Source organism: Micromonospora sp. NPDC000663 (assembly GCF_042898105.1).
Taxonomy (GTDB): Bacteria; Actinomycetota; Actinomycetes; order Mycobacteriales; family Micromonosporaceae; genus Micromonospora.
Map to the genome: position 1 here is coordinate 406485 of NZ_JBIAYR010000003.1, position 24543 is coordinate 431027.

Annotated in this window: 24 protein-coding genes, 1 tRNA gene and 1 riboswitch; of the genes, 9 read left to right on the forward strand and 16 right to left on the reverse strand. The window is 70.3% G+C overall.

The features are described 5' to 3' along the window. The 4 genes from ACFY1S_RS14160 to ACFY1S_RS14175 form a co-directional block, all read right to left on the reverse strand. Window positions 1-270 (reverse strand): DUF6458 family protein, encoded by a 270-nt coding sequence (locus ACFY1S_RS14160; protein ID WP_030332052.1) that lies wholly within the window; start codon window positions 268-270, stop codon window positions 1-3. 286 nt (window positions 271-556) lie between these two features. Further along, window positions 557-2413 (reverse strand): acyl-CoA dehydrogenase, encoded by a 1857-nt coding sequence (locus ACFY1S_RS14165; protein ID WP_387116991.1) that lies wholly within the window; start codon window positions 2411-2413, stop codon window positions 557-559. A gap of 129 nt (window positions 2414-2542) precedes the next feature. Beyond that, window positions 2543-3670 carry a PP2C family protein-serine/threonine phosphatase gene (locus ACFY1S_RS14170; protein WP_387116994.1) on the reverse strand — a complete coding sequence of 376 codons (1128 nt, stop codon included), beginning with the start codon at window positions 3668-3670 and terminating at the stop codon, window positions 2543-2545. Between the two features lie 101 nt (window positions 3671-3771). Next, window positions 3772-4404: a septal ring lytic transglycosylase RlpA family protein gene (locus ACFY1S_RS14175; RefSeq protein WP_364369902.1), complete on the reverse strand. Its 633-nt coding sequence runs from the start codon at window positions 4402-4404 to the stop codon at window positions 3772-3774. A 188-nt stretch (window positions 4405-4592) separates the two neighbouring features. Here ACFY1S_RS14175 and ACFY1S_RS14180 point away from each other — a divergent pair, with 188 nt between their 5' ends. From ACFY1S_RS14180 to ACFY1S_RS14190, 3 genes are read left to right on the forward strand one after another with little or no spacing between them, the layout of a single operon-like run. Next, complete coding sequence (locus tag ACFY1S_RS14180) at window positions 4593-5144, forward strand: phosphoribosyltransferase family protein (RefSeq protein WP_387116997.1); 552 nt, start codon at window positions 4593-4595, stop codon at window positions 5142-5144. Between the two features lie 33 nt (window positions 5145-5177). Further along, window positions 5178-6218 (forward strand): hypothetical protein, encoded by a 1041-nt coding sequence (locus tag ACFY1S_RS14185; protein WP_387117000.1) that lies wholly within the window; start codon window positions 5178-5180, stop codon window positions 6216-6218. A 48-nt stretch (window positions 6219-6266) separates the two neighbouring features. After that, window positions 6267-6698: an ASCH domain-containing protein gene (locus ACFY1S_RS14190; protein ID WP_387117003.1), complete on the forward strand. Its 432-nt coding sequence runs from the start codon at window positions 6267-6269 to the stop codon at window positions 6696-6698. A gap of 10 nt (window positions 6699-6708) precedes the next feature. Here ACFY1S_RS14190 and ACFY1S_RS14195 read toward each other — a convergent pair whose 3' ends face one another. Continuing rightward, window positions 6709-7587, reverse strand: coding sequence for an LLM class flavin-dependent oxidoreductase (locus ACFY1S_RS14195; RefSeq protein ID WP_387117006.1), 879 nt, complete (start codon window positions 7585-7587; stop codon window positions 6709-6711). A gap of 181 nt (window positions 7588-7768) precedes the next feature. Between ACFY1S_RS14195 and ACFY1S_RS14200 the strand changes: the two genes are divergently transcribed. The 3 genes from ACFY1S_RS14200 to ACFY1S_RS14210 all read left to right on the forward strand — a co-directional run bounded on the left by ACFY1S_RS14200 (window position 7769) and on the right by ACFY1S_RS14210 (window position 9786). Beyond that, a complete protein-coding gene (locus ACFY1S_RS14200; protein WP_387117009.1) occupies window positions 7769-8473 on the forward strand; it encodes a dihydrofolate reductase family protein in 705 nt (234 codons plus the stop codon). Window positions 8474-8504: 31 nt separating this feature from the next. Then, complete coding sequence (locus tag ACFY1S_RS14205) at window positions 8505-9149, forward strand: dihydrofolate reductase family protein (RefSeq protein WP_387117012.1); 645 nt, start codon at window positions 8505-8507, stop codon at window positions 9147-9149. A 106-nt stretch (window positions 9150-9255) separates the two neighbouring features. Beyond that, complete coding sequence (locus ACFY1S_RS14210; protein WP_387117015.1) at window positions 9256-9786, forward strand: DUF6886 family protein; 531 nt, start codon at window positions 9256-9258, stop codon at window positions 9784-9786. 38 nt (window positions 9787-9824) lie between these two features. Here the strand turns inward: ACFY1S_RS14210 and ACFY1S_RS14215 are convergent, their stop codons facing one another. The 6 genes from ACFY1S_RS14215 to ACFY1S_RS14240 all read right to left on the reverse strand — a co-directional run bounded on the left by ACFY1S_RS14215 (window position 9825) and on the right by ACFY1S_RS14240 (window position 14924). Then, on the reverse strand, window positions 9825-10496 hold the full coding sequence (locus tag ACFY1S_RS14215) for an HAD family hydrolase (protein ID WP_387117018.1): 672 nt from the start codon (window positions 10494-10496) through the stop codon (window positions 9825-9827). Window positions 10497-11002: 506 nt separating this feature from the next. Beyond that, window positions 11003-11464: a nuclear transport factor 2 family protein gene (locus tag ACFY1S_RS14220; protein ID WP_387117022.1), complete on the reverse strand. Its 462-nt coding sequence runs from the start codon at window positions 11462-11464 to the stop codon at window positions 11003-11005. A 34-nt stretch (window positions 11465-11498) separates the two neighbouring features. Beyond that, window positions 11499-12578 carry an LLM class flavin-dependent oxidoreductase gene (locus tag ACFY1S_RS14225; protein ID WP_387117025.1) on the reverse strand — a complete coding sequence of 360 codons (1080 nt, stop codon included), beginning with the start codon at window positions 12576-12578 and terminating at the stop codon, window positions 11499-11501. Window positions 12579-12813: 235 nt separating this feature from the next. Next, window positions 12814-13359 (reverse strand): TetR/AcrR family transcriptional regulator, encoded by a 546-nt coding sequence (locus ACFY1S_RS14230; protein WP_387117028.1) that lies wholly within the window; start codon window positions 13357-13359, stop codon window positions 12814-12816. A 258-nt stretch (window positions 13360-13617) separates the two neighbouring features. Next, entirely contained in the window at window positions 13618-14097 is a 480-nt protein-coding gene (locus tag ACFY1S_RS14235) for a nuclear transport factor 2 family protein (protein WP_387117030.1), read from the reverse strand. A 753-nt stretch (window positions 14098-14850) separates the two neighbouring features. Continuing rightward, a tRNA-Gly gene (locus ACFY1S_RS14240) sits at window positions 14851-14924 on the reverse strand. Between the two features lie 204 nt (window positions 14925-15128). On the opposite strand from ACFY1S_RS14240, the gene ACFY1S_RS14245 reads away from it, so the two are divergent. Next, window positions 15129-16112: a zinc metalloprotease gene (locus tag ACFY1S_RS14245; protein WP_387117033.1), complete on the forward strand. Its 984-nt coding sequence runs from the start codon at window positions 15129-15131 to the stop codon at window positions 16110-16112. Between the two features lie 68 nt (window positions 16113-16180). Here the strand turns inward: ACFY1S_RS14245 and ACFY1S_RS14250 are convergent, their stop codons facing one another. Continuing rightward, window positions 16181-16738: a pyridoxamine 5'-phosphate oxidase family protein gene (locus tag ACFY1S_RS14250; protein ID WP_387117036.1), complete on the reverse strand. Its 558-nt coding sequence runs from the start codon at window positions 16736-16738 to the stop codon at window positions 16181-16183. A gap of 96 nt (window positions 16739-16834) precedes the next feature. Between ACFY1S_RS14250 and dcd the strand changes: the two genes are divergently transcribed. Beyond that, window positions 16835-17413 (forward strand): dCTP deaminase, encoded by a 579-nt coding sequence (gene dcd / locus ACFY1S_RS14255; protein ID WP_364369958.1) that lies wholly within the window; start codon window positions 16835-16837, stop codon window positions 17411-17413. A gap of 60 nt (window positions 17414-17473) precedes the next feature. Here dcd and ACFY1S_RS14260 read toward each other — a convergent pair whose 3' ends face one another. Beyond that, window positions 17474-18514, reverse strand: coding sequence for an NlpC/P60 family protein (locus tag ACFY1S_RS14260; RefSeq protein ID WP_387117040.1), 1041 nt, complete (start codon window positions 18512-18514; stop codon window positions 17474-17476). Between the two features lie 13 nt (window positions 18515-18527). Next, window positions 18528-18663: riboswitch (cyclic di-AMP (ydaO/yuaA leader) on the reverse strand. A 234-nt stretch (window positions 18664-18897) separates the two neighbouring features. Between ACFY1S_RS14260 and ACFY1S_RS14265 the strand changes: the two genes are divergently transcribed. Continuing rightward, window positions 18898-20877 carry an N-acetylmuramoyl-L-alanine amidase gene (locus tag ACFY1S_RS14265; protein ID WP_387117042.1) on the forward strand — a complete coding sequence of 660 codons (1980 nt, stop codon included), beginning with the start codon at window positions 18898-18900 and terminating at the stop codon, window positions 20875-20877. 70 nt (window positions 20878-20947) lie between these two features. Here the strand turns inward: ACFY1S_RS14265 and ACFY1S_RS14270 are convergent, their stop codons facing one another. From ACFY1S_RS14270 to ACFY1S_RS14280, 3 genes are all read right to left on the reverse strand, one after another. Next, window positions 20948-21961 (reverse strand): NlpC/P60 family protein, encoded by a 1014-nt coding sequence (locus ACFY1S_RS14270; RefSeq protein ID WP_387117045.1) that lies wholly within the window; start codon window positions 21959-21961, stop codon window positions 20948-20950. A 167-nt stretch (window positions 21962-22128) separates the two neighbouring features. After that, window positions 22129-23130, reverse strand: coding sequence for a hemolysin family protein (locus ACFY1S_RS14275; protein ID WP_387117047.1), 1002 nt, complete (start codon window positions 23128-23130; stop codon window positions 22129-22131). After that, on the reverse strand, window positions 23123-24436 hold the full coding sequence (locus tag ACFY1S_RS14280) for a hemolysin family protein (RefSeq protein WP_387117050.1): 1314 nt from the start codon (window positions 24434-24436) through the stop codon (window positions 23123-23125). The genes ACFY1S_RS14275 and ACFY1S_RS14280 overlap by 8 nt, the downstream gene beginning before the upstream one ends. Window positions 24437-24543 lie beyond the last annotated feature (107 nt).

Consider the following 24543-nt stretch of genomic DNA (forward strand, 5'->3'; position numbering starts at 1 on the left):
TCAGGAGGGTGGCGCGGTCGGCGGCGGCGGGTCGGGCGGCGGCGGCATCATCGCCGTCGGATGGGAGAGCCGGTTCTCCTCGACGATGAGGGTTCGGGCCCGCTTACGCCGGTCCTGCCAGAACCAGAGGGTGGTCAGCAGGACAGCCAGCCCGGCCAGGATGAACACCCAGCCGACCGCCCGCACGTCGATCCACCAGACGTTGGCTCTCAGCGCGAAGGTCAGGATCGCGCCGATCGCGATGAGAAAGATTCCGCTTCCTACACCCATGTGCGCTGCACTCCCCCGTGCGGTGGCTCTGGGCGTTCACCTTCGTTGTCACGCGACGGTTACCCGCCACGGCACCGGCTTACCCGACGCGACGCCGCGAATACCCGACCGACAGGGCCCGTCCCCGCCGACCCCGACAGCCGACGCGGGCCAGGCGAAACCGCCGGGCCGCTACGGCCCGGTTGCGGAAAACGGCGACGGCCGGCGGGGCGAAGTGCCCCCGCCGGCCGCCGGCCGTAGGTGCCAGGTGGTGCGAACCCGGAACCTCAGGCATGCCGTGGAACGGTCAGAACGCTTCCTCCGGGAGGTCCATGATGTCGAGGTCCGTGCCCTCGATGATCCGCCGGTCGGCGCCGATACGCGGCAGCACCTCGCGGGCGAAGAAGCGCGCGGCGGCCACCTTGCCGGTGTAGAACGCCTTGTCGCTGGCGGAGACCTCGCCGGCCAGGGCCTTGAGGGCCACGTCGGCCTGCTTCTGGAGCAGCCAGCCGACCACCAGGTCGCCGATCGCCAGCAGGAACCGACGGCTGCTCAGCCCGACCTTGTAGAGCGCGCGGGCCTCGCCGCCCTGCGCCTCGCCCAGCCACCCGGTCATGACACCGAGAATGTTCTGGACCTCGCCGAGGGCCTTGCCGAGCGCCTGCCGCTCCTCCTTGAGCTGGCCGTTGCCGGCCTCGGAGGAGATGAACTCCTGGATCTCGCCGGCGACCGCCATCAGCGCCTTGCCGTTGTCCCGAACGATCTTGCGGAAGATCAGGTCGAGGCTCTGGATGGCGGTGGTGCCCTCGTACAGGGTGTCGATCTTGGCGTCCCGGACGTACTGCTCCAGCGGGTAGTCCTGGAGGAAGCCGGAACCGCCGAAGGTCTGCAGCGCCTCGTGCCCGAGCAGCTCGTACGCCCGCTCCGAGCCGACCCCCTTGACCAGCGGCAGCAGCAGGTCGTTGACCCGCTTGGCCAGCTTGGTGGCCTTCTCGTCACCGGCCGCCTCGGCGACCGCCACCTTGTCCTGCCAGGTGGCGGTGTAGAGGACCAGGGCCCGCAGACCCTCGGCGTACGACTTCTGCAGCAGCAGCGAGCGGCGCACGTCCGGGTGGTGGGTGATGGTGACCCGAGGCGCGGTCTTGTCCATCTGCTGGACCAGGTCGGCGCCCTGCACCCGGTTCTTCGCGTACTCCAGGGCGTTGAGGTAGCCGGTGGAGAGGGTGGCGATCGCCTTGGTGCCGACGAGCATCCGGGCGTACTCGATGATCATGAACATCTGGCGGATGCCGTCGTGCTTGTCGCCCAGCAGCCAGCCCTTGGCCGGTACGCCGTGCTCGCCGAAGGTCAGCTCGCAGGTGTTGGAGACCTTCAGGCCCATCTTGTGCTCGACGTTCGTGGCGTAGACGCCGTTGCGCTCGCCCAGCTCGCCGGTGGTCTCGTCGAAGTGGAACTTCGGCACGACGAAGAGCGACAGGCCCTTGGTGCCGGGGCCGCCGTGGCCCTCCACGCCCACCGGGCGGGCCAGCACGTAGTGCACGATGTTGTCGGTGAGGTCGTGCTCACCCGAGGTGATGAAGCGCTTCACGCCCTCGATGTGCCACGAGCCGTCCGGCTGCTGGATGGCGCGGGCGCGGCCGGCACCGACGTCCGAGCCGGCGTCCGGCTCGGTGAGCACCATGGTGGAGCCCCACTGCTTGTCGATGAAGAGCTTGGCCCACCGCTTCTGCTGCTCGGTGCCCTCGACCTCCAGCACGTGCGCGAAGGACGGGCCCGAGGCGTACATCCAGATGGGGGCGTTCGAGCCGAGCACCAGCTCGGCGAGGGCCCACCAGAGGGCGCGCGGCGCGGTGGTGCCACCCAGGTGCGGCGGCAGGTCCAGGCGCCAGAACTCGGAGTCCATGAACGCCTGGTAGGACTTCTTGAACGACGCCGGCAGCGGCGCGGTGTGCGTGGCCGGGTCGAACACCGGCGGGTTGCGGTCGCTGTCCGTGTAGCTGGCGGCCAGGTCCTCGCGGGCGAGGCGGTCAAGCTCGGCGAGGAACGTGCGGGCCGTGTCGGCGTCGAGTTCCGAGTACGGTGCCTGGCCGAACGCCTGGTCCGCCCCGAAGACCTCGAACAGGTTGAACTCAAGGTCCCGCAGGTTGCTCTTGTAGTGGGTCATGCTCGCTGGCCCCGCTTCCGGACAGGTGTTACCGATCAGTAACCCACACTGTATTACTCGCGGGTAGGCAGCGACAAGCAGATCAACCGAGTGACAGCGATTACACACACGCTTGTAACAAACGGGCGCTCAACTCTCGGCCGCGCCGACCTCCCAGCTCGGTACGGCCGCGGCGGCGCCGGTGCGGGCACCCACGTACTCCATCAGGACCAGGGCGATGTCGTCATCGAGCCGGCCTTGCACCCACTCCACCAGGGCCGTCTCCAGCGAGGCCAGCCCGTCGGCTACGGTGCCGTGCCCCAGCAGCCGCCAGGCCCGGTCAGCGGTGGGGAAGAACTCGCCGTCCCGCCGCGCCTCACCGAGACCGTCGGTGAACAGCAGCAGCCGGTCGCCGGGCTCCAGGCGCTCAACCCGGGGGCGGACCACGGGCATGAACCCGAGCGGAGGCGCCGGCGCCGGCGGCTCCAGCGGAATCACCGCGCCCCGGCGGAGCAGCAGCGGCGGCGGGTGCCCGCAGTTGACGATGGTGAGCGTGCCACCCCGCTCCTCGACCAACGCCGCCGTCACGAAGTCCTCGTCGCCGACGTTGCGGGCGACAGCCCGGTCCAGGTCGGCGACGACGGCCCGGAGGTCCGCCCGCTCGTAGGCCACGTGCCGGTACGAGCCGAGGACGATGCTCGCCAACCGCACCGCGTCCAGCCCTTTGCCGCGCACGTCACCGATGATCATGCGTACGCCGTAGGGCGTGTCGATCGCCTCGTACAGGTCGCCGCCGATCTCGGCGGTCGCCGTCGAGGAGATGTAGCGACCGGCCACCGAGAGCGTGCCGACCTGCGGACCCAGTGGACGCAGCACCGCCTGCTGGGCCACCGAGGCGAGCTTGGACAGCTCGGCGATCTGAACGGCCTGCCGCTGTCGTACCGCCGCCACCGCCACGGCCAGGCCGGTGCCGAGCACGACGGCGACCACGTTGACCGAGGTGACCAGCTCCATCTTCGGCTCGATGACGGCGAAGCCGACCCCGAGCACTGCCGCCGCCGCGCCCACGCCCAGCACCACCCGCCAGGACGCCAGGGCGGCGGCCAGGACCGGCGCAGCCGCCAGCAGTGCGATGTAGTGCGCGCCCCGACCGTCCGCCGCCTCAAGCCCGGAGACGATCACGAGCAGGGCGATGGCCGCGCCGAGGCCGGCGCGGGATCCGGGGCTCAGCGGGCGACGGCCCGACTGGAGGAGTCGCGTGGGTACGAGGGACAGCATGCCTGATCCACGTGAGCGCGTGAATGAACCTGGCCCGTCGTCCGAGGAGGTTCTGACCGGCCGGCCCGGGTGTCCGGCCGGATCGGCGGGAACCGAACCACTCAGCCGAGCACCTCGTAGCGGACGGTGAGCGCACCGACGTCCACCGACGCGATGGTGGCGAACGCGGCCCGGGAGAGATCCAGGCAACGGCCGTCGATGAACGGACCCCGGTCGTTGATCCGAACCACCACCGACTTGCCGCTGTTCGGATTGGTCACGCGGACCTTGGTGTTGAACGGCAGCGTCTTGTGCGCTGCGGTCAGCTCGTTCGGGTTGAACGACTCGCCGTTGGCGGTGAGCTGCCCGTCGGAGTAGAACGAGGCGCCGCACGAACCGCTCTGGAGCACCTTCGCCGCAGCCGTGGTCTTCTTCGCGGTGGGGCTCGGCTTCGGGGAGGCGGTGCGGGCCTTGGCCCGGGAGGCGGCCTGCTTGGACCGGCTGGGCGAGGGGCTGGCCGTCGCGCTCGGCGAGGCGCTGGCACTCGGGGAGGCCGCCGGGCTGGTCGCGTCGAGGCTGCTGGGGGCGGTGGTCGGGGTGAACTCGAGGGCCGCCTGGCCCGCCGGCTCGGAACCCGAGGTCAGCTGGACGGCACCGACTGTGCCTCCGACGGCGAGGACGACGCCGACCGCCGCGGTGGCCGCGATGCCCGCCGGAGAGGAGAAGATGCGGGTACGGGAGTGCCTGCCTGCCACCGGCCCGGTTCCTTTCGTCGACTGAACAAACCGGCTCGGACCGTAACGAGAGAAGCACTTCCGACGTCAACGTGATCGTTGTGGTATGCCCGCATTTAACCTGGTACGTGTAGCCGATCATCCGAGCCGGCATGGGTCGACCGGCCCCGGTGCGGCTGTATCGAGCGCCCGTGCCGCACGATGGGCGGATGCCCAGTGAGCTGACCGAACGCCTGGCCGCCCTGTTCCGGTGGATCGACCCCGGCCCCGGTGCCAGCCACCTGGTCAGCGACATCTCCGGCTGGTGGCGCGACCCAGGCGTCCTGGCCGACCTGGGACCGGCCCTGGTGGCGCCGTACCGGACGGCCCGACCGACTGTGGTGCTCGCCCCTGCGGTCACCGGTCTGCTGCTCGGCCCGCTGGCCGCCACAGCCCTCGGCGTCGGTTTCGTGGCCGCGCACAAACCCGGCGACGGACGCCTGCCGGCCGGCCCGCTCACCTGGGCCCAGAGCCCGCCGGACTACCGGGGTCGGCGGGTCGAGCTGGCCGTGCGGGACCGACACCTCGGCCCCGACGACCGGGTCCTGGTGGTGGACGACTGGGTCCGTACCGGGGCGCAGATCCACGCGCTCCACGACATCTGCGCGACACGCGGCGCCGAAGTGCTGGGCGCCGCGGTGGTGGCCCTGGACTGCCCACCCGAGGTCGCGGCCGCGCTACGGATCACCTGTCTGATCACCGGAGCGGATCTGCGGGGTTGACCTCAAGCTCGGTTCATCTTCGACGATCGAACCATGAGCGACGGAATCCTCGACGAGGCGTACGAACGGCTGCACCGCACCGGTCCCGAATACGAGGGCTGGCTCTCCAACCACGGGCCGATGGCGGTCGAGGCGCTGACCCGGCACGGGCACCAGCAGCGGGTGCACCGCTGGCTCGACGGGTACCTCGGCCGGCTCGACGAGCTACCCCGGGGCCTGCACCCCATCGCCGACTGGCGCACGGCGCTCGGCGACGCGAAACGGGCCGGCGACTGGCTGGCCCACTTCGACAGCGAACTGCGCGAACACCCCTGGCGCGAGGTGCTCGGCACCTGGTGGCCCCGACTGCTGCCGGGCATCGCGGCCGGCGCCACCCACGGCGTGATCCGGGTCGGGCACGCCGTACGCGCGCTCGAAGCGGACGACACCACCCCCCACCGGATCACCGAACTGGCGCAGGCCCTCGGCTACTGGGCGGCCCGGTGGCAGCCCGTCCCCGGCGCCGACCGGCTCGTCGCCGACCCCACCGCCGCGCGGGAGCAGGTGGACATCGACGCCGCGCTGGCCGGGGTGCCCCGGATCGACGACCAGAGCGGGGGCGTCCGGGACCGGCTGGGTCGGCTCGCCCGCGTACCCCGGTGGGAGCCGGCGCTGGCGGCGCTGCGCCCCGCGCGGACCCCGGCCGAGGCGCAGCGGGGGCTCACCACGCTCGTGCACCGCGCCGGCCTCAACTACCTGCGCTACGGGCACGCGTCGCCTGTCATGCTCGTACACGCGGTGACCGCCCCGACCGCGGTGCTGCGTACCCTGCCGGCACTGGACCGGGCGCTGTGGGCGCCGAGCCTCGCCGCGGCCTGGGCCGCGACGGCGGCCATGACCTCGGTGTACGCCCCGACCGACGGGATCGCGCCGCCGACCGTGACCGCCGCGACACCGGCGGAGGTGTTCGCCCGCGCGGCCCGGCACGGCGACGAGCACGTGGTCAAGCTGGCCGACGCGGTCCTCGACGCGCACGCGGCGACGGGCGACGAGCGGCTGCTCACCGCCGCCGGCTACGCCGGGCAGCTGATCTGAGCAAGATTGCGGCGGCGGGCCGGGCCGCGCTCGCCTAGCCTCGGCAGGATGTGGCCTCGGATCGGTGAACTGCGCACCCTCGCCCTCGGCACCCCCGGCGAGCTACGGACGACCCTGAACACCCTCGTGCTGGCCGGCGTGAAGACCGCCACCGCCGGCCGGCTCGCCGAGTACGAAGAGGAGGGCGAGGAGTTGGAGCAGGTCGGCGAGCGGGTGGCACTCGTCGTCGACGACGACGCGCTGGCCGGCGTCGTCGAGATCACCGGCGTCGAGGTGGTCCGCTTCGGCGACGTGCCCTGGGAGTTCGCCCGCGCCGAGGGTGAGGGCGACCGGTCGATCGAGGAGTGGCGGGCCGGCCACTCGGCCTACTGGGCGCGGCTCGGCACCCCTGTCGACGACGACACGCCGATCGTGTGCCTGCGGCTGGGGCTCGTCTCCGGCGGCGAGGGCGGCGTGGCAGGCGGCGACCTCGGCACCTGACGGTAGGGCCTCAGCCCCGCAGCGCGGGCAGCAACCGGGTCGCCACATCCTCCAGCACGGCCTCGTCACCGGCGTACCAACTGCTGGCCCTCGGCCAGTGCGTCACCACGTCGGTGAAACCCAGGTCGGCGGCACGGCCGACCTGATCGGCGAAGAACTGCGCGCTGCTGAGCGAGAACACCGGCGCCGCGTCCAGCGAGAGGTAACGGTCCAGTGTGGCCGGATCGCGGCCGGCCTCGTCCAACGTGCGGTCCATCCGCGCCGACAGCGCCGAGACGGTGTCCCACCAGCCCTTCACGTCGTCGGCGTCGGTGCCGGTGGTCACCCAACCCTGACCGAACCGGGCCACGAGGCGCATCGACCGTGGCCCGTTGGCGGCCACCACGAACGGCACCCGGGGCTGCTGCACGCAGCCGGGATTGTTGCGGGCGTCCGCCGCGGCGAACCACTCGCCCCGCCAGGTGGTGCCGTCCTCCCGCAGGATCAGATCCAGCAGCTCGGTGAACTCGGCGAACCTGTCGACCCGCTGACGCGGCGGCAACGTCTCGCCGCCCAGCACCGCCGAGTCGAAGCCGATCCCGCCCGCGCCCAGGCCCAGCAGCAGCCGGCCATCCGACACGTCGTCCAGAGTCGTGATCTGCCTGGCGAACGCGGCCGGGTGGCGGAAGTTCGGCGACGCCACGAGGGTGCCCAGCCGGATCCGCTCGGTCACCGTGGCGGCGGCGGTCAACGTGCCCATCGAGTCGAACCACGGGCCGTCGACGAGATCCCGCCAGCCCAGGTGGTCGTACGTCCAGGCGTGGTCGAAGCCCCACTCGTCGGCCTGCCGCCAACGACTGCGCGACTCCGCCCAACGCTGATCCGGCAGGATCACAATGCCAATCCGCATGATCGCCAGCCTAGCCGCGCCGGATGCACCTGCCCTGGCGGTCGTCCACCGCTTCACGACAGCCGGCGCACCAGTGTGGCGCCCGTCACAGTTGCCTGCTGTAGGGGCTTGCCGATCGGCTCCGACCCCTCCCTGAGTAGGCACCGAAGCCCGGTGCCATCGAGGAGAGGAACCACGCGAGATGACGAAGGTGACTGCACAGCTCTCCGTGTCGGCGGACGGTTTCTACGCCGGCCCGAAGTTCACAGGCGACGGCGACTGGATGGACTCGGCCGAGAGCGCGGGATTCTTCCGGGTCACACGCTGGGTGACCGAGGCGATGTCGTGGCGCGAGCGGCAGGGCTTCGCCGGCGGGGAACAGGACACCAACTCCGCCGTGGTAGCCGAGTCGTTCGAGGCGGCCGGCGTGTACGTCATGGGTCGCCGGATGGCCGACGGCGGCGAGGTGCCGTGGGGGGCGGACCCGCCGTTCCGGGCACCTGTCTTCGTGGTCACGCACCGCCCCCGCCAGACCCTGCTGCGCGACGGCGGCACCAGCTTCACCTACGTCACCGACGGCGTGGCCAGCGCCGTCGAGCAGGCGCGCGCCGCGGCAGGCGGCAAGAACGTCGCCGTTGCCGGAGGCGGCAGCCTCGTCCGGCAGGTCCTCAAGGCGGGGCTGCTCGACGAGTTGGAGCTGCACGTCGTACCTGTCGTGCTCGGCACCGGGCTGCGGCTGTTCGACGCAGACCTCGACCTCGGCGACAAGGAAGCGATCGAGTTGACGCCGACGCGGGTCATCCACACCCCGCAGGTCACCCACATCCGGTACGACGTGCGCGGTCGCGCCCCGGTGGTGCTCGACGACAGGGGCAGCGGCGGCGGCCCGACGGTGACCACGAACTGAATCACCACCCACAACTCGGAAGGAGACGCCAATGCCACAGCTGCTGCGGGTGCAGTGCTTCAACGTTTCGCGCGACGGGTTCGGGACCGGAGAGGGGCAGAGCCTGGAGCGGCCCTTCGGCCACGCGGACCCCAACCCGCTGTTCTCCTGGCGGGCCGCCACCGCAAGCTTCGTGTACCGCACCGAACCCGGCGGCACTCGCGGCCTCGACGACTACCTGACCCGCGACGCCGAGTGCAACATCGGCGCGGAGATCATGGGTCGCAACAAGTTCGGCCCCCAGCGTGGCCCCTGGGAGAACCACGACTGGCAGGGCTGGTGGGGAGACAACCCGCCCTTCCACACGCCGGTCTTCGTGCTCACCCACCATGTGCGGCCGTCGTTCACCCTGTCCGACACCACGTTCCACTTCCTCAATGCCAGCCCTACCGAGGCCCTGGACCGGGCCAGACAGGCAGCCGACGGTCGGGACGTACGCCTCGGTGGTGGAGTCGCGACCATCCGCGAGTTCCTCGAGGCCGACCTGGTCGACACGATGCACATCGCCGTCGCGCCGGTCGACCTCGACCGGGGCGAGCGCTTGTGGAACGGCCCCGACGAACTTCTCGACCGCTTCCACCTCGAGTCGGTGCCCAGCGCCAGCGGAGTCACCCATCTCCTGTTCTGGAGACGATGAACCCGCCGACCCCGAGTCCGTGCCGCCTCGTACGGATGCCGGAAAGTGGTAGAGCTCTGCACCCCACAGAGGTAGAAACAAGCAGATACGACCGGAGCCCGGGCAGGTGCTGCATTTCTCGAAGGATCCGACGATCAGGCGTTTCGTTCCGCATGTCGCCGCGACCGCCCAGCAGCCGGACGCCTACGTGTGGGCCGTCGACCACGACCGGGCTCACGACTACTGGTTCCCGCGCCAATGCCCCCGGGCCATGGCCTGGGTGCTGCCGACCACCTCCCGGGCGGATCGTGATCGCGTCATCGGAGCGGGCTGCGGCGGGCGGGTCCATGCGATCGAGTACGGCTGGCCGGAGGCGGTGGACAGGGCGCGACTGTTCGCGTACCGGCTACCAGCCGATCGCTTCCAACCCTTCGGCGCTCCCGAACCGCACGCGCTCCTGGCGGTCGAGCCGGTGACACCCCTCGGCCCTCCCGAGCCGGTGGGTGACCTGCTGCGGTGCCACGCCGAGGCGGGAATCCAGCGACGAGTGCTGGACAACCTGTGGCCCTTCTGGGACGTGGTGACCGACAGCTCGGTCGGCTTCAGCGGCATCAGGCTGCGCAACGCCAACCCTCGCCCCTGCCGCAGCGACGAGTAACAGGGTGCGGCGCCGTTGACGATCCCGGGCAGTCCGACTTACCCCCGAGACGGCTGGTGAAGCAGGGTGGGCAGGTCGCCAAGGGCCGCGAACGCCGGCCCGCCCCAGCTCGGGTCGGTGTCGTTGTGCTCCGTGGTCCTCAGCACTGTCATGCCGACCGCTGCCGCCCCGGCCAGCTCGCCGTCTGCGCCGTCGCCCACGTAGACGCACGCTGCCGGCGCGACGCCCAGCCGCTCAGCGGCAGTGTGGTAGATCGCCGGACCGGGCTTGGCCAACCCGACCTCACAGGAGAAGACCGCGACGTCGAAGCGGCTGGCGAGCGGGCTCCGCGGCCATGCCTCGGCGGTCTCCGAGGTGGCGTTGCTGATGAGGGCCAGCGGATGCCCGTCGGCACGGAGCGCGTCGAGCACGTCCATGGTGGCGGTCGAAACACCGCCCAGTACCCGGCGCGCGAGGTCCCGCCGATGCTCCCCGGCCCGCGTCACCTGTTCGTCGGTCGGCGTGCCGCCCAGACGTCCGACGAGGATGCGGAGTGTCTCCTCCACGTCCCACCGGACCAGCCGGTCCCGCCAGGTGGCGTGGTACGCCGCGATCAGAGCGGCCGGAGCCACCCCGACCATGAGCGCCATCTCGCCGACCACCCGGTCACGCTCGTCATCGGCGCCGTGAACGAGGGTGTGGAAGAGGTCGAAGATCACTGGTCGGCGCATTCGCGCATGCTACTGAGATCATCACGCCGCCACCTGCCCGCCGGTAGCCGCCGGTGAAACGACGGCCAGGGCAGCGCATCCCACTCGACGAAGCGCTTGCCGACACTGCACTGCCAATCCCCACACTGACAGGATCGAGCCATGCTGCGATCCGTCGAAGTCACGGCTGTGCTGGCTGTCAGCGACTCGCCCTTCCACAATCTGCACTGGACGGACGACGTCGAACTGAGCCTCGACTGCTTCATCTGCCGAAGGACCGGCCGTACGACGGGGTTGCAACACGGCGCGGAGCACGGCACATGCTCCGGCGACAGCCGGACCGGCCAGCACCCGGCGGCTGCCCGGATCTCCGCCTTCGACCGCACCTCGGAACAGAAAAGGACGCTCCTGCGGGTGGTGGTCGACTACTGGTGGTCGCCCTTCCACGACGCCAAACGGGACCAGACATCACTCGCCCTGACAGGCGTCCCGTGGGTCCGTGTCACCACGACCAACGTACGAGCGCGTTACCCTAGCTCGCTTGTGGACTGCGCATCGGTGGCGCCATTGTCGGAGGTCGGCATGCCGTCTTCGTCTCCGTTGAGAACCGCTGCGTTGCCCGAGTCCCACAGGAGTTCGACGATGAGCGCCGTGATCCGCCACCCGTGGGCACCGCGGCGCAGGCGGGTGGTGTAGGTCCCGCCGTTCGACCACAAAGGCCCGGCGGTGGCACCACGTCGTACGAGGTGTGCCTGTGTGTTCGCGGTCGCGGTCGCCTCGTCACCGTCGACGGACACCAGCACCCCGGTGATGACGTGCTGGGTCGCGTCGAGATGCGCGAGGTCCCGTTCCCAACGGTTGGCCTGGTCCTGCCCTCGAAGCACCTCGGCTTCGCCACCCCAGACCGCCGTGTAGTCGACACGGATCATGTCCGCGAAGACCTCGTCGGCCAGGCCCTTCCAGTTGCGTCGGTCGATGTACCAGGCCATTCGCACAAGCGTGTCCTGCACGGCCGAGCGGTCGTCAATGTGTGGATGCAAGGCGGTTCCCTTCGGGAAGGCGAGGCTCTGACAGGCCCAGGGCGCGGGCCAGCCTGCGGTAGGAGTCGTACATCTCTGCGCGGTCGTAGGTGCTGGTGGTGACGAGTACCTCGTCGGCGCCGCTCGCTGTCACGATCGTCGCCAGTTGTTCGGCCACGTCGTCCTCCGTGCCGTGGATGTGGCCGCGCAGAGCGTCTTCGTAGTGCTTCAGTTCCTTGGCCGTCATCGACCGCGCTTCGGTCTGGTCGGCCGGGGCCAGGGGCGGGAAGACGCCGTGTGTGCGGGAGTGCGCCATCGATTTGGCTTCCGGTATCAGCAGGCGTCGTGCCGCGTCGGTGGTGGCGGCGACGGCCACTGTGCCGGACACGACGACGTAGGGGTGTTCGGACCATCGGGAGGGGCGGAAGCCGTTCCGGTAGGTGTCGATGGCCCCGAGCATCCGGTCCTGATCGCGCAGGTCGCCTATCACGAGGGGCAGCCCCTGATCCGCGGCGATCGCGGCACCAGCACCCATGGCCAGGATGAAAGGTGCGGGGCGCAGACCCTCGGCGGGATGGGCGTGGACCTGCGGGTGGGCGGTCTGCTCGCCGGTGAACCAACCCAGCAGTTCCCGCAACTGTTCCGCGAAGTCGTCGGCGTCGTGCTTGTCGCGGCCGAGTGCCTTGCGGACGCCGTCGGTGAACCCGACCGACCGGCCGAGCCCCATGTCGATGCGGCCGGGGAAGAGGGATTCGAGGACCCCGAACTGTTCGGCGACGACGAGGGGTCGGTGGTTGGGGAGCATGACGCCGCCGGTTCCGACCCGGATCCCTGACGTCGCGGAGCCGATCGCTGCCGCGAGCACGGTGGGGGCGGAGCCGGCGACGCCGGGCACCCCGTGGTGCTCGGAGACCCAGAACCGGTGGTAGCCCAGGGCCTCGGCCTGCTGGGCGAAGCGGACGGTGGCCCGCAGCGCCTCGGCCGGGTCGTCGCCGGTACGGGTGCGGGAGCGGTCCAGGACTGAGAACCGGGTCCTGGCCAGCACGTCGGCCGTTGTGCGGGGCGTCGAGCGTGTCGAGGTCACCCTTCATCCTCCTGCCGCTGGACGGGATCGCGAAGCGTCAGCTGTCGGGATCACAGGGCTGCGGGTGGTCCCGGCGGGCGGGTTGGCTGGCTTCGCCGAGGGGTCGGCGCCCGGCGACGAGGTCCAGGTTTCCGGTGAAGCTATGCGGTGGACCGCTTAATATTCCGGCCGTCACATGGCGGTCCGGCAGAGGGCACCAACGGCGGGGATGCCCGTTGGCGATGGGGAGTTGTCCTCAGCCGCGCAGCGTGCGGGCCCACGGTGCGTCGAGGGTGAGCGCGTCGATCGCGACCAGGACGTTGGACAGCAGTCCGTCGGCGAAGTAGCGGCGCAACTGCTCGTCGGAGCCGCCGGAGACGGCGCGGACGTACTCGACCTGCTTGGCGTAACAGGCGCGGATTGCCTCGCCGATGACCGGCTCACCCGCGCAGCCCTGCGCGTGCAGGAGGATCATCAGCACGTCGCGGTCGGCGATGACCCCGTCGTACGAGGCCGTGAGCGCCCCCAGCACCACCTTGGGATCGGTGCTCTGCACCGATGCGGCAGCGGCGGCGGCGCCTTCGAGCAGGCGGGTCGAGCAGTAGTCGACCAGAACCGCGAACAGCGTCTGCTTGTCCTTGAACAGCCGGTACAGGTATCCCTGGGAGATGCCGGCGGCCTTGGCCACGTCCATCGTCGAGGTCCCGTAGTAGCCGCGCTCGGCGAAAGTCTTGATCGCCGTACGCATGACCGTCGCCCGGCGCTCCTCGGCAGTGGAGCGCTGCCGTGTCCTCGTCTCCATGGAAGTAACCCACCACTTTCATAGGCACGACGTCAAATCGCCAGGACTGTGTCGGTCTTTGCTGAGGCGGAGAGCACTCGTCGGGTTCCCGAAGTCTCGGCGTACCGGTTGATCTTGCCGGTCCTCGTATCCACGACCAGGATGCGGGTCCGATTGTAGGCGCGGGCGGTGGAAGCGCCGGCCCGGGGCGCTGGCCGGCCCGGCGCGGGCGGGTCGCTGGTGGCGGCCCGCCCGCTACCGCGAGAGTGGCGCGGAGTGTCACTCGTTGCTGAAGGCGGAGACCATGTCCTCAGGGCTGTCGCCGAGGGCTTCCATGCCGACGATCGGGTTCCAGAAGTCGACGTACCGGCTGATCTTGCCGTCCCTCGTCTCCACGACCGAGATGTAGGTCTGGTTGTAGGGGCGGCCGGTGGTCAGTGCGGTGCCCCGGCTCTTGAACTCGGCGATGACCAGCGACGGGTCGGTGGTCTCGTGGAAGTGCAGATCGATGAACTCGACCTTGAAGTGCTGCGGGAAGTTCTTCATGTACTCGTACAGGTTCGCCTCGCCGGCGGTGCGGGTGGGGTAGCCCTCGGGGGCGTACGGGAACTCCAGTATTCCGTCCTCGGTGAACAGGGCCACCCACTCCGGGATCCGCCCGGAGGAGAGGTACTCCAGGTGGTTCTTGAACGCCTGCTGCGCGGCGGCCCGCACAGCGTCGACGTCGGTGTTCTGCGGGGTGGATACGGCGTTACTCATGAACGTCCTTCTCTGTCTGGGTGACCCGTCGGTGACGGGTCGGTCGGTCGGCGGTCGATCACTTTGGAATTGGTTGACCGCATCCTTTACTGAGCAAAGAGGTTCCGCGAACCCCCAGTGCGGGGGTCAACCTGCTCGACCTATCCCCCTCGAATCACTGCGATCCGGGGCAAACAGGCCGCGCGGGCGAGGCCCTTCACCTCCTTGCACTTCAACCCTGGCGGCTGATGTAAGTAATCAACCACTTTCATCTGAGGTTGTCAAGTGACCCGCCTGACAACGGCAGGCTCCGCCCGGGTGAAGCTGGACGATCGACCGCGCAGGAACCGGTGCCGATTCCTTGCCCCGACCAGCAGAAAGTCGCGGATCAGGAGAAGCTGGCAGAGCGGTCTGCAGGCGCTCGCCGAAGCGTGTGGAGTACGGCGATCCTCGAGGCACCGAAGCCGCGGGCTGACCACCGGCCGTCTCGGTGAACGCCGCCCGTCGGTCACCCGATCCTCAGGTCCTGGCAACCTCTTCGCGCCAGATGAGGGTGCCGTACCACAGGTCGAGGTCGCCGGAGGATGCGTCAGAGTGGTGCGCCGCCGAAGCTCAGTTCGTTGCCGTCCGGGTCGTAGAAGGTCGCTGTGCGTACGCCGCTGGGGTACGTCTCGAGTGGCCTGGAGCAGCCCGAGGCCCACGGCCGGTTTCGGCTCTTCCGACAACGCGAAAGCCCTGGTTGGGACTCATGTCCTGACCAGGGCTTTCGCACGTTGGAGCGGGTGACGGGAATCGAACCCGCACTGTCAGCTTGGGAAGCTGATGTTCTGCCATTGAACTACACCCGCAGGCGGCCCCACTGTACCCGAGTGGTCGAGCCGGTGCACCCAGGCACCCCCCGCGAGCCCGCCACCCCCGCACGCCCAGGAAGAAGTTTCCGGACGGCAACATATGGCCGTTCTCAAATGCGTCGATCAGTTGTAACGTCTGCCACACGTTGCCAGCCACGGCGTGACACACCCCCTGCCGCGCCGCCAGAAAGAGGTGGGCCCATGGGACCCCGTCCCAACCTGCTGACCCGGCGTGCCGCCGGTGTCGCGTCGACGACGCTCGCGCTGCTGCTCAGCACCGCCGCGGTGGGCGTCGTTCCGGCTGCTTCGGCCTTCTCCGCGGCGCCCGGCGGCGCCTGCGTGGAGCCGGCCGACAGCCACTCCAATGCCCGGATGAAGCCCGGTGCGGCGGCCAAGCACGACCCGAACGAGCTGACCGCGAAGCAGGTCCGCGAGCGGGACGCGGACCTCGCGGCGGCGCTGCGCGAGCGCGCCAACTTCCGCACCGGCGCCGGCGCGACGGCGCTGGCCACGGTCACCATCCCGGTGGTCGTGCACGTGATCCAGGAGAACAGCACGCGGGCCGGCGGCAACATCCCCGACTCGATGATCACCTCGCAGATCACCGTGCTGAACCAGGCCTACGCCGGCTCGACCGGCGGAGCGGTCACCGCGTTCGCCTTCCGACTCGACAAGATCAACCGAGTGACGAACCCGTCGTGGTACCCGATCGTGCAGGGCTCGTCGGCGGAGCGGTCGATGAAGTCCTCACTGCGGGTGGGCGGCAAGAACACCCTCAACATCTACCTCGGTGAGCTGAGCAACGACCTGCTGGGATGGGCGACCTTCCCGCAGCGCAACCTGAGCAGCATGGACGGCGTGGTCGTGCTGAGCGAGTCGCTGCCGAGCGGCACCGCCACCAACTACAACCAGGGCGACACCGGCACCCACGAGGTCGGCCACTGGCTGAACCTCTACCACACCTTCCAGGGTGGCTGCGGCGGCTCGGGTGACGGCGTCAGCGACACCCCGGCCGAGGCGTCGCCGGCCTACCAGTGCCCGACCGGGCGGAACACCTGCTCGGCGACCGGGCTGGACCCGATCACCAACTTCATGGACTACACCTACGACTCGTGCATGTACCAGTTCACCCCGGGACAGGCGAGCCGCATGATCACCGCGTGGAACGCCTACCGCGCCGCGTAGCTTCTCCGCGTACACCCGGTGCCGGCTCCGTCACGACGGAGCCGGCACCGGCGTCTTTCTGGCCGTGGTCAGGCGGCCGTGCACTGCACGTCACGGCTGCGACGGGTCGGCCGCGCCGGCGGTACGGCGACAGGCGCGGCAGCCACCGGCGGAGCGTGCGGGTCGAGCCAGACCTGCACGGCCGGCCGGCCCGGCGCGTAACCCGGAATGCCCGGGACGGGCTGCTCGCGGCGGGTCAACATCGCCACGTCGACGGTGAACTCGAACAGCCTCCAGTCGACGTACGGCTCGGCCCGGGCCCCCTCGGCCAACCGGGCCAGTTGGGCCGGGTCGGTCACCGGTCGGGCGTGACCCGCCACGTACGCCTCGTCGTCGCTCTCCTCCGGCGGGAACGAGTGCAGCGCGTATCGGCCGTCCCGTTCGAGGTCACGGCGCTTCGGGGAGTCGATGACGAAGCAAAAGAGGCCCTCGTCGGTGATGACCGGGGAGACCGGATGGACCCGGGGCCCGCCGTCGGCGCGGACCGTGGCCAGGTAGCCGAAGCCCGGCCCGTACTGCTGGAGGAGAACGCGGATCCCGTCGGCGAGTCGGGGCTCGTCGGCGGCGAATTCGGACCAGGAAGCCATGCGGGCATTCTATCGAACAAATGTACGACCAGCGACCTCGACGCGCTGGTCACCGGCACCGAATTCGGCTGGCACGCAAGGCGCTATGGTGGTCCGATGCTGCTCTCCGACCGCGACCTGGTCTCCGAGATCAAGGCCGGCTCGCTGGGCCTGGAGCCCTTCGAGCCCATGCTGGTTCAACCGTCCAGCATCGACGTACGACTCGACAGGTTGTTCCGGGTCTTCAACAACCACCTCTACACCCACATCGACCCGGCCATGCAGCAGGACGACCTGACCTCGGTGGTCGAGGTGCCCGATGGCGAGCCATTCGTGCTGCACCCGGGGGAGTTCGTGCTCGCCTCGACGCTCGAGGTGATCTCGCTTGGCGACCAGCTCGCCGGCCGGCTGGAGGGCAAGTCGAGTCTGGGTCGCCTCGGCCTGCTCACCCACTCCACCGCCGGCTTCATCGACCCGGGCTTCTCCGGGCACGTGACGCTGGAGCTGTCGAACGTGGCGAACCTGCCGATCACGCTCTGGCCGGGCATGAAGATTGGCCAGCTGTGCATCTTCCGGCTCTCCTCGCCGGCCGAGCACCCGTACGGTTCGGCGGTGTACGGCTCGCGCTACCAGGGCCAGCGGGGGCCGACGCCCAGCCGGGCCTGGCAGCACTGGCGCACCTGGCCGACCCGCTGAGGCAAGAACGACGAGGGCCCGCCGCGAACGGATCGCGACGGGCCCTTCGGTCACCTCTGATCAGCCGGGGCGGCCGTAGCTGTGGATCGGGCCGTCGTCGACCTTCTTCATCTTGACCGGCTGACCGGCCTGGGAGGCGTGCACCACCCAGCCGTTGCCGACGTACATGCCGACGTGGTGGATGTCGCTGTAGTAGAAGACCAGGTCACCGGCGCGCAGATCGGCCCGGCTGACGTTCTTCGTGACCCGACTCTGCGCGGCGGCGTTGTGCGGCAGGCTCACGCCGGCCTTCGCCCACGCGGCGAGCATCAGCCCGGAGCAGTCGTACGAGTTCGGGCCCTCGGCGCCCCACACGTAGGGCTTGCCGATCTGCGCGCAGGCGAACTTCACTGCCGTGCCGGCGGCACCGCCGGGGTAGCTCGCCGGGCAGGGCGCGGGACGCAGCGGGCCGCCGCCCCCGTTGCCGTACACCTTGAGGCGCAGCTTCTGGAGGCGGTCGATCTCCTCGTTGATCTGCTTCTTCTTCGCCGCCAGCTGGGCCTCGGTGCGCGTCAGCTGGGACACCATCTCGTCGAGCGGAGCCTTCTTCGCAGCCAGCTCGTCGCGCAGGTCGGCCACCTCGCGGACGTCCTGCTGCTGGTTGTGCGCGAAACGATCGAGCATTTCGAGCTGCCCGACGACCTCGCTCGGCGACCGGCTGCCCAGCACGGCGTTGACGGTGGAGACGTTCTCGCCCTTGTACGCGCGTACGGCCAAGGCGCTGACCTTGTCCATCGCCGCGTCGACCTGACGCTCCAGCGGGGCGATCTGGGCGGCCAACGCGTCGGCCTGCTTGCGCTTGGCGGCAAGGTCGATCCGGGTGGCGTTGTGCCGTTCGATGATCGGTTCGAGTTTGTTCCAGTCGGCGTCGATCTGGCGTTCGATCTCGGCGACGGACGGGTCGGCGTGGGCCGCGGTGGCGCTGCCGGTCAGGACGACGGCGACGCCGACCAGTGCGGCGAGAGCTGTGGTGAAGCGGGACCAGCGTGGGCGCGGCACGATCGCCGTCGGGCCGGCTGCTGCCGGCCGCTCGGACGACGGCCGCGGGGCATGGAGTGCCACCGGGGTTCCGTTCTCCTTCTTCCTGACCGCCTACCGGGTTAGCTGACGGGTTCGGGCGGGAAGTTGGCGCCCTACCGCAGTGGCTGCGGATTCACCCCGGGGGACGTGGGTCCCCGGTTCGCTCGGAAACGACTCGGCGGTGTCGGTCCGTTACCGCCCGGGCTGGGCGGACCTGCTGTCGGGCCGACAAATGACCAGAGTAGAGACGCCCGTTACCGATCCGCAACCCGCGCGGCCGTGACACTCCGTACCGATTGGAGAGAGTCACGGGGCGTACGCGAAGATTTCTTTCCGATGACTTCGACAGATGGAAAGGTATTGACGCGGGCTTCGGGCGGCGCGAAGGTGACCTCACCTTCATCCGCGCAAATCTGGAGGGTTCGATGCACCGTCCAACCCTGTCCGCCGGCCGGCTCGCCCTGCTCGCCGCCGCCGTGGTCGCCGCCTCGACCGCGATACCGCCACCCGCCGGCGCCGCAGCGGCGCCCGCCCCCGACCGCCAGCAGCAGTACGCCGCCGCGGCGACTGAGTACGGCGTGCCGACCACCGTGCTGCTCGGTGTCTCCTACCTGGAGTCCCGCTGGGACAGCAACGCCGGCACACCGAGCACCAGCGGCGGCTACGGCCCGATGCACCTGACCGACGCCCGCCATGTGGCCGCCCTGCCCGCACGCGGCCACCACGACACCGGCACCGAGGACCCGCGCGGCGACGACTCCCGACCCGCGCTGGCACCCGCGACCCCACCCGCCGAGGACCCCGCGCCGCCCCCGGCCGCGTTGCAGACCGTGGACGCCGCCGCCGCGCTGACCGGCGCCGCACCCGAGTCGCTGCGTACCGACCCGAACGCCAACATCCGTGGCGGCGCGGCGCTGCTCGCGTCGTACCAGCGGGAGTTGGGTGCCCCGGTCGGAGCCGGCACCGACCCGGCCACCTGGTACGGCGCGGTGGCCCGCTACGCCGGCGCGGACAGCGCCGACGCCGCGGCGGCCTTCGCCGACGAGGTCTTCACCACGATCAGCGCCGGCGAGACCCGGGTGACCGACGACGGCCAGCGGATCACGCTGCCGGCCAGCGCGGTACGACCGGAGCGTTCCTGGCTGGACCGGCTGGGCCTGCGTCGCCTCGCCCGCCCGGACGGGCTGGAGTGCCCCCGCACCATCTCCTGCGAGTGGATCCCGGCGCCCTACCAGGCGTTCGGCGACGGCGACTACGGCAACCACGACCTCTCCGACCGGCCCGCCCGGCAGAAGATCGAGTACATCGTCATCCACGACACCGAGGCGAGCTGGGCGACCACGCTGAAACTCGTCCAAGACCCGACGTACGTGAGCTGGCACTACTCGCTGCGATCGGTGGACGGGCACATCGCCCAGCACGTGAAGACCAAGGACGTCGGCTGGCACGCCGGCAACTGGTACGTCAACGCCAAGTCGATCGGGCTGGAGCACGAGGGCTTCGCCGCCCAGGGCACCTGGTACACCGAGGCGATGTACCGGACCTCGGCGAAGCTCGTCCGGCACCTCGCGCTACGGCTCGGCATCCCGCTGGACCGCCAGCACATCATCGGCCACGACAATGTGCCCGGCACCGTCGCGTCGACAGTACGCGGGATGCACTGGGACCCGGGGCCGTACTGGGACTGGACGCACTACTTCGACCTGCTGCACGCCCCGCGACTGGACACCGGCACCCCGGCCACCGGCCTCGTCCGGATCGACCCGAACTACGCCACCAACCAGCCCGCGTTCATCGGATGCGTCACCCCCGGCGTGCCGTGCACACCGCGCGGCTCCTCGTCGGTGGTGCTGCGCGCCGCGCCGTCCGCGGACGCGCCGCTGGTGAACGACATCGCGCTGCGCCCCGACGGCACCCCGAACACCATGGAGGTGTCCGACCACGGCGCCCGGGCCTCCGCCGGCCAGACGTACGCCCTCGCCGGCCGGCAGGGCGACTGGACGGCCATCTGGTACCTCGGACAGAAGGCCTGGTTCCGCAACCCGGCATCCGCCCCCACCGCGAGCTGGACGGTCGGCGTGGTTGCCGTCCCGAAGCCCGGCCGGGCCACCATCCCGGTGTACGGGCGGGCGTACCCGGAGGAGGCCGCCTACCCCGAGGGCGTGCCCTACCAGACCATCTCCCCGTTGCAGTACACCCTGGCCGCCGGTCAGCGGTACTCCGTCGGCGCGGTGCTGGCCGGCGAGTACTACCGGGCCAGCACGTTCGACGGCTCATCGCCCGGCGACTGGACGGTGATCCGCGGCAAGAACCGGTACGCGCAGATCCAGTTCGGCCACCGCATCATGTACGTCAACCTGGACGACGTGCAGTTGCTACCCTCCCCGATCGGCGCGCCCCGCTGACCGGCAACTCCTGAGAAACCACGACGGCCCCCGGTCGGTGACCGGGGGCCGTCGTCGTGCCTGGGGCGGATCAGCCGGGTCTGCGGAACCCGGCGACAGGCATGTTGTTGATGCTCGCCACCTGCACCGGCTTGCCGGCTCGTGGCGCGTGCACCATCTGGTCGTTGCCGAGGTACAGGCCGACGTGGTGCAGGTCGCTGAAGAAGAAGACCAGGTCACCGGCGCGAGCGTTGCTCCGGGAGATCGCCTTGCCCTCGTTCCACTGGTCGCCCGTGTGGTGGGTGAGGTAGATCCCCGCCGACTTGTACGCGTACTGGGTCAGACCCGAGCAGTCGAACGAGTTCGGGCCGGTGGCACCCCAGACGTACGGGTCGCCGACCTGCTGGCAGGCGGTCTTGATCGCCTTCTGCGCGGCGGAGCTGGCCACACCGTTGATGGTCGGGCAGCCCTCGGTCTTGATCGTGGTCTTCGGCAGGGACGCCTCGAGCTGCTTGATGTCGGTGTCGATCTGCTTCTTCTTCGCGGCCAGCTCGTTCTGCTGCCGCGTCTGCGTGTTGATCAACGTGTCGAGCTTCTGCTTCTCGCCGTCGTACTTGGCCCGTACGGCAAGCACGCCCTCGACCTCCTTGCGCTCCTGCGCAGCGAGCCGGTCGAGGACGGTGAGCTGCTCGGTGAGCGTGTCCGGCTTGGCGGCGACCAGCAGGGCGCCGATGTCGTGCGACGGGCCGGAGATGTAGTAGCGGGAGGCGAGGTCACCGACCCGGTTCAGGGCCAGCTCGCTCTGCAGCGCCAACGGCTCGATCTTCTTCTGGAGGTCCGCCGACTTCTGCCGGTTGACCTTCAGCTGCGACCGCACCTTGTTGTACTGCTCGATGGTGGGCTCCAACTGCTCCCACTTCTTGTCGATCTGGGCCTCGATCTCGTCGACCGTGGGCTCGGCCTGTGCCGGCGCGGCGAGCACACCGGCACCGACGGCCGCCGCGGCGACCAGGACGAGCAGACGGTGGGCGACCCGGCGCAGACTGCCCGGCCGCGCGGACAGCCCCGGGGCGTGACGATGAGGGGGCATGGTTGCCACCGGCATCGACTCCTTTGCAACCGACCGCCGGGCGCCTCGCGTGAGGGAAGGGCCGAGGCAGACGACCCACAGCGGTCGGTGCCCCACATTAGGGAAGCGCCGGACCGGAATCAAGGCGAACCCGGTCACGGTTACTGTCACGCAACCGCTTGCACACCAAGGGTATTGGTCGATCAGCCAACGATTGCGGTCAATACGTCATCGAGTGTCACCACACCGAGCGGACGCCGGCCGTCGCTGACCAGCACCATGTGCCGCCGTTCTCGGCGCATCGCGAGCAGCAGGTCCGCCAACGTACGCTCCGGCGGGACCACCGCCAGCGGCCGGTACACCTGCGCCGGCACCGGTGCCCGACGACTCTGCCCGGCATAGCCGAGCACGTCCTTGACGTGCACGAAACCGAGCACCCGCCGGGTCGACCGCTGCACCACTGGAAAACGGGACCTACCGGTCCGGGTCGCCAACACCTCGAGCGACGCCGGCGAGACGTCCTCAGCCACCGTCACCACAGTCGACCACTGCTGCAACGCGTCAGCCGCGGTCCGCGCGTGCAGCGCCAGCGCCCCCGTGATCCGGGCGTGCTGCTCGGCGTCCAAGAGTCCCTCGGTACGCGCCTGAGAGACCAGACCTGCCAACTCCTCGGCGGTGAACACCGTCTTCACCGCCTCGGACGCCTCGATCCGCCATAACGCGAGCACCCGGCGGGCCGCCCACTTCATCGCCAGCAGCAGCGGCTTGGTGGCCACACAGAACGCCAACATCGCCGGGCCGAGCCACAGCGCGGAGACCTCCGGACCGGCAAGCGTGATGTTCTTCGGCACCATCTCGCCGACGACCGTGTGCAGGAAGACCACCATGCCGAGCGCCAGCACGAAGGCCACCGGGTGCACCGCCCGCTCCGGCAGGCCCGCCGCGTGGAACGGCGGCTCCAACAGATGCGCGAGCGCCGGCTCGGCGATCGCGCCCAGCCCCAGCGAACAGACAGTGATGCCGAGCTGGGCGCCGGCGATCATCAGCGGAATCTGGTTCATCGCCGACAGCGCCCACCGGGCCCGCTTCGAACCGGCTGCCAACGGCTCGATCACCGTACGCCGGGACGCGATGAGCGCGAACTCGCTGCCGACGAAGAACCCGTTGCCGAGCAGCAGCACCACCGTCACCAGCAGCTCAGTCATCGTCGTCCGGATCCGCCGGGCGCAGCACCCGGACCTGCTCGATCCGGTGCCGCTCCACCTCCACCACGGTGAACTCCCACCCCTGTGCCTCGACAGTCTCGCCGGCCAGCGGGATGTGCCCGAGCCGGGCCATGAGATACCCGGCCAGCGTCTCGTACGGCCCGTCGGGCAGCCGGAACCCGGTCTGCTCGGCCACCTCGTCGGACCGCAGCACCCCGTCCACGAGCACTGTGCGTTCCCCGCCGGGCACCGTCAGCCCGACCGGGTCGACGTCGTCCACGGTGGCCGGATCGAACTCGTCGGCGATCTCCCCGACCAGCTCCTCGACCAGGTCCTCGACTGTCACCACGCCGTCCGTGCCGCCGTACTCGTCGACCACGATCGCCAGGTCGGCCCCTGCCGACTTCAACGCGGCCAGTACGCCGTCCAGGTTGAGGCTCTCCGGCACGTACACCGGCTCGCGGGCCACCGAGCCGACAACTGTCGACGCCCGCGCGGCCAGCGGCACGCCCAGCGCGTCCGGCACGCCGGCCACCCCGGTGACCAGGTCCAGGGTCTCCTCGTACACGGGGAAGCGCGTCCGTCCCGTCCGCCGGGACTCCTCCAGCAGCTCGGCCACGGTGGCGGTGGCCCGCAGCGCCACCACGTCCACGCGGGGCGTCATCGCCTCGGCCGCCCGCTTGTCACCGAACCGGATCGTGCGACGCAGCAGCATCGCCGTGTCGGTGGGCAGCGCGCCGGCCCGGGCGGAGATGGCCGCCAGGAGTCCCAGCTCCTCCGGCGAGCGGGCGCTCGCCAACTCCTCCTGCGGTTCCACACCGAGCGCCCGCACCAGCCGGTTCGCCGAGCCGTTCAACCCCCGGATCAGCCAGCCGAACGCGCGGGAGAAGGCGTGCATCGGGCCGGCGGTGGCAAGCGCGGCGGGCATCGGCCGGGCCAGCGCGGCGTTCTTCGGCACCAGCTCACCGAAGAGCATGGAGAGCAGGGTGGCCAGCGCCAGCGCCAGGAACGGCGTGAACCGCTCGGCGCCGTCCCCCGCGACCGGACGCAGCACCGGGGTGAAGATGCGCGCCAGGGCCGGCTCGGCCAGGTAGCCGGTGAGCAGCGCCGTGATGGTGATGCCGAGCTGCGCCCCGGAGAGCTGGAAGGACAGCTCACGCAGTGCGGCGCGTACCGTCAGGGCGGCCTGGTCGCCGGCGGCGGCCCGCCTGTCGATTTCCGAGCGGTCGACCGTGACCAGGGCGAACTCGGCCGCGACGAAGAACGCGTTGCCCGCGGTCAGCGCGACGAAGCCGACCAGGGGCAACAGCGTCGTCCAGAGTAGGCCGTCGATGTCGCCTCACCTCGGCGAGATTCTTGCACGACGACGGCGGCCCGCAGGGGGCCGCCGTCGTCGATGTTCACATCCCAGGT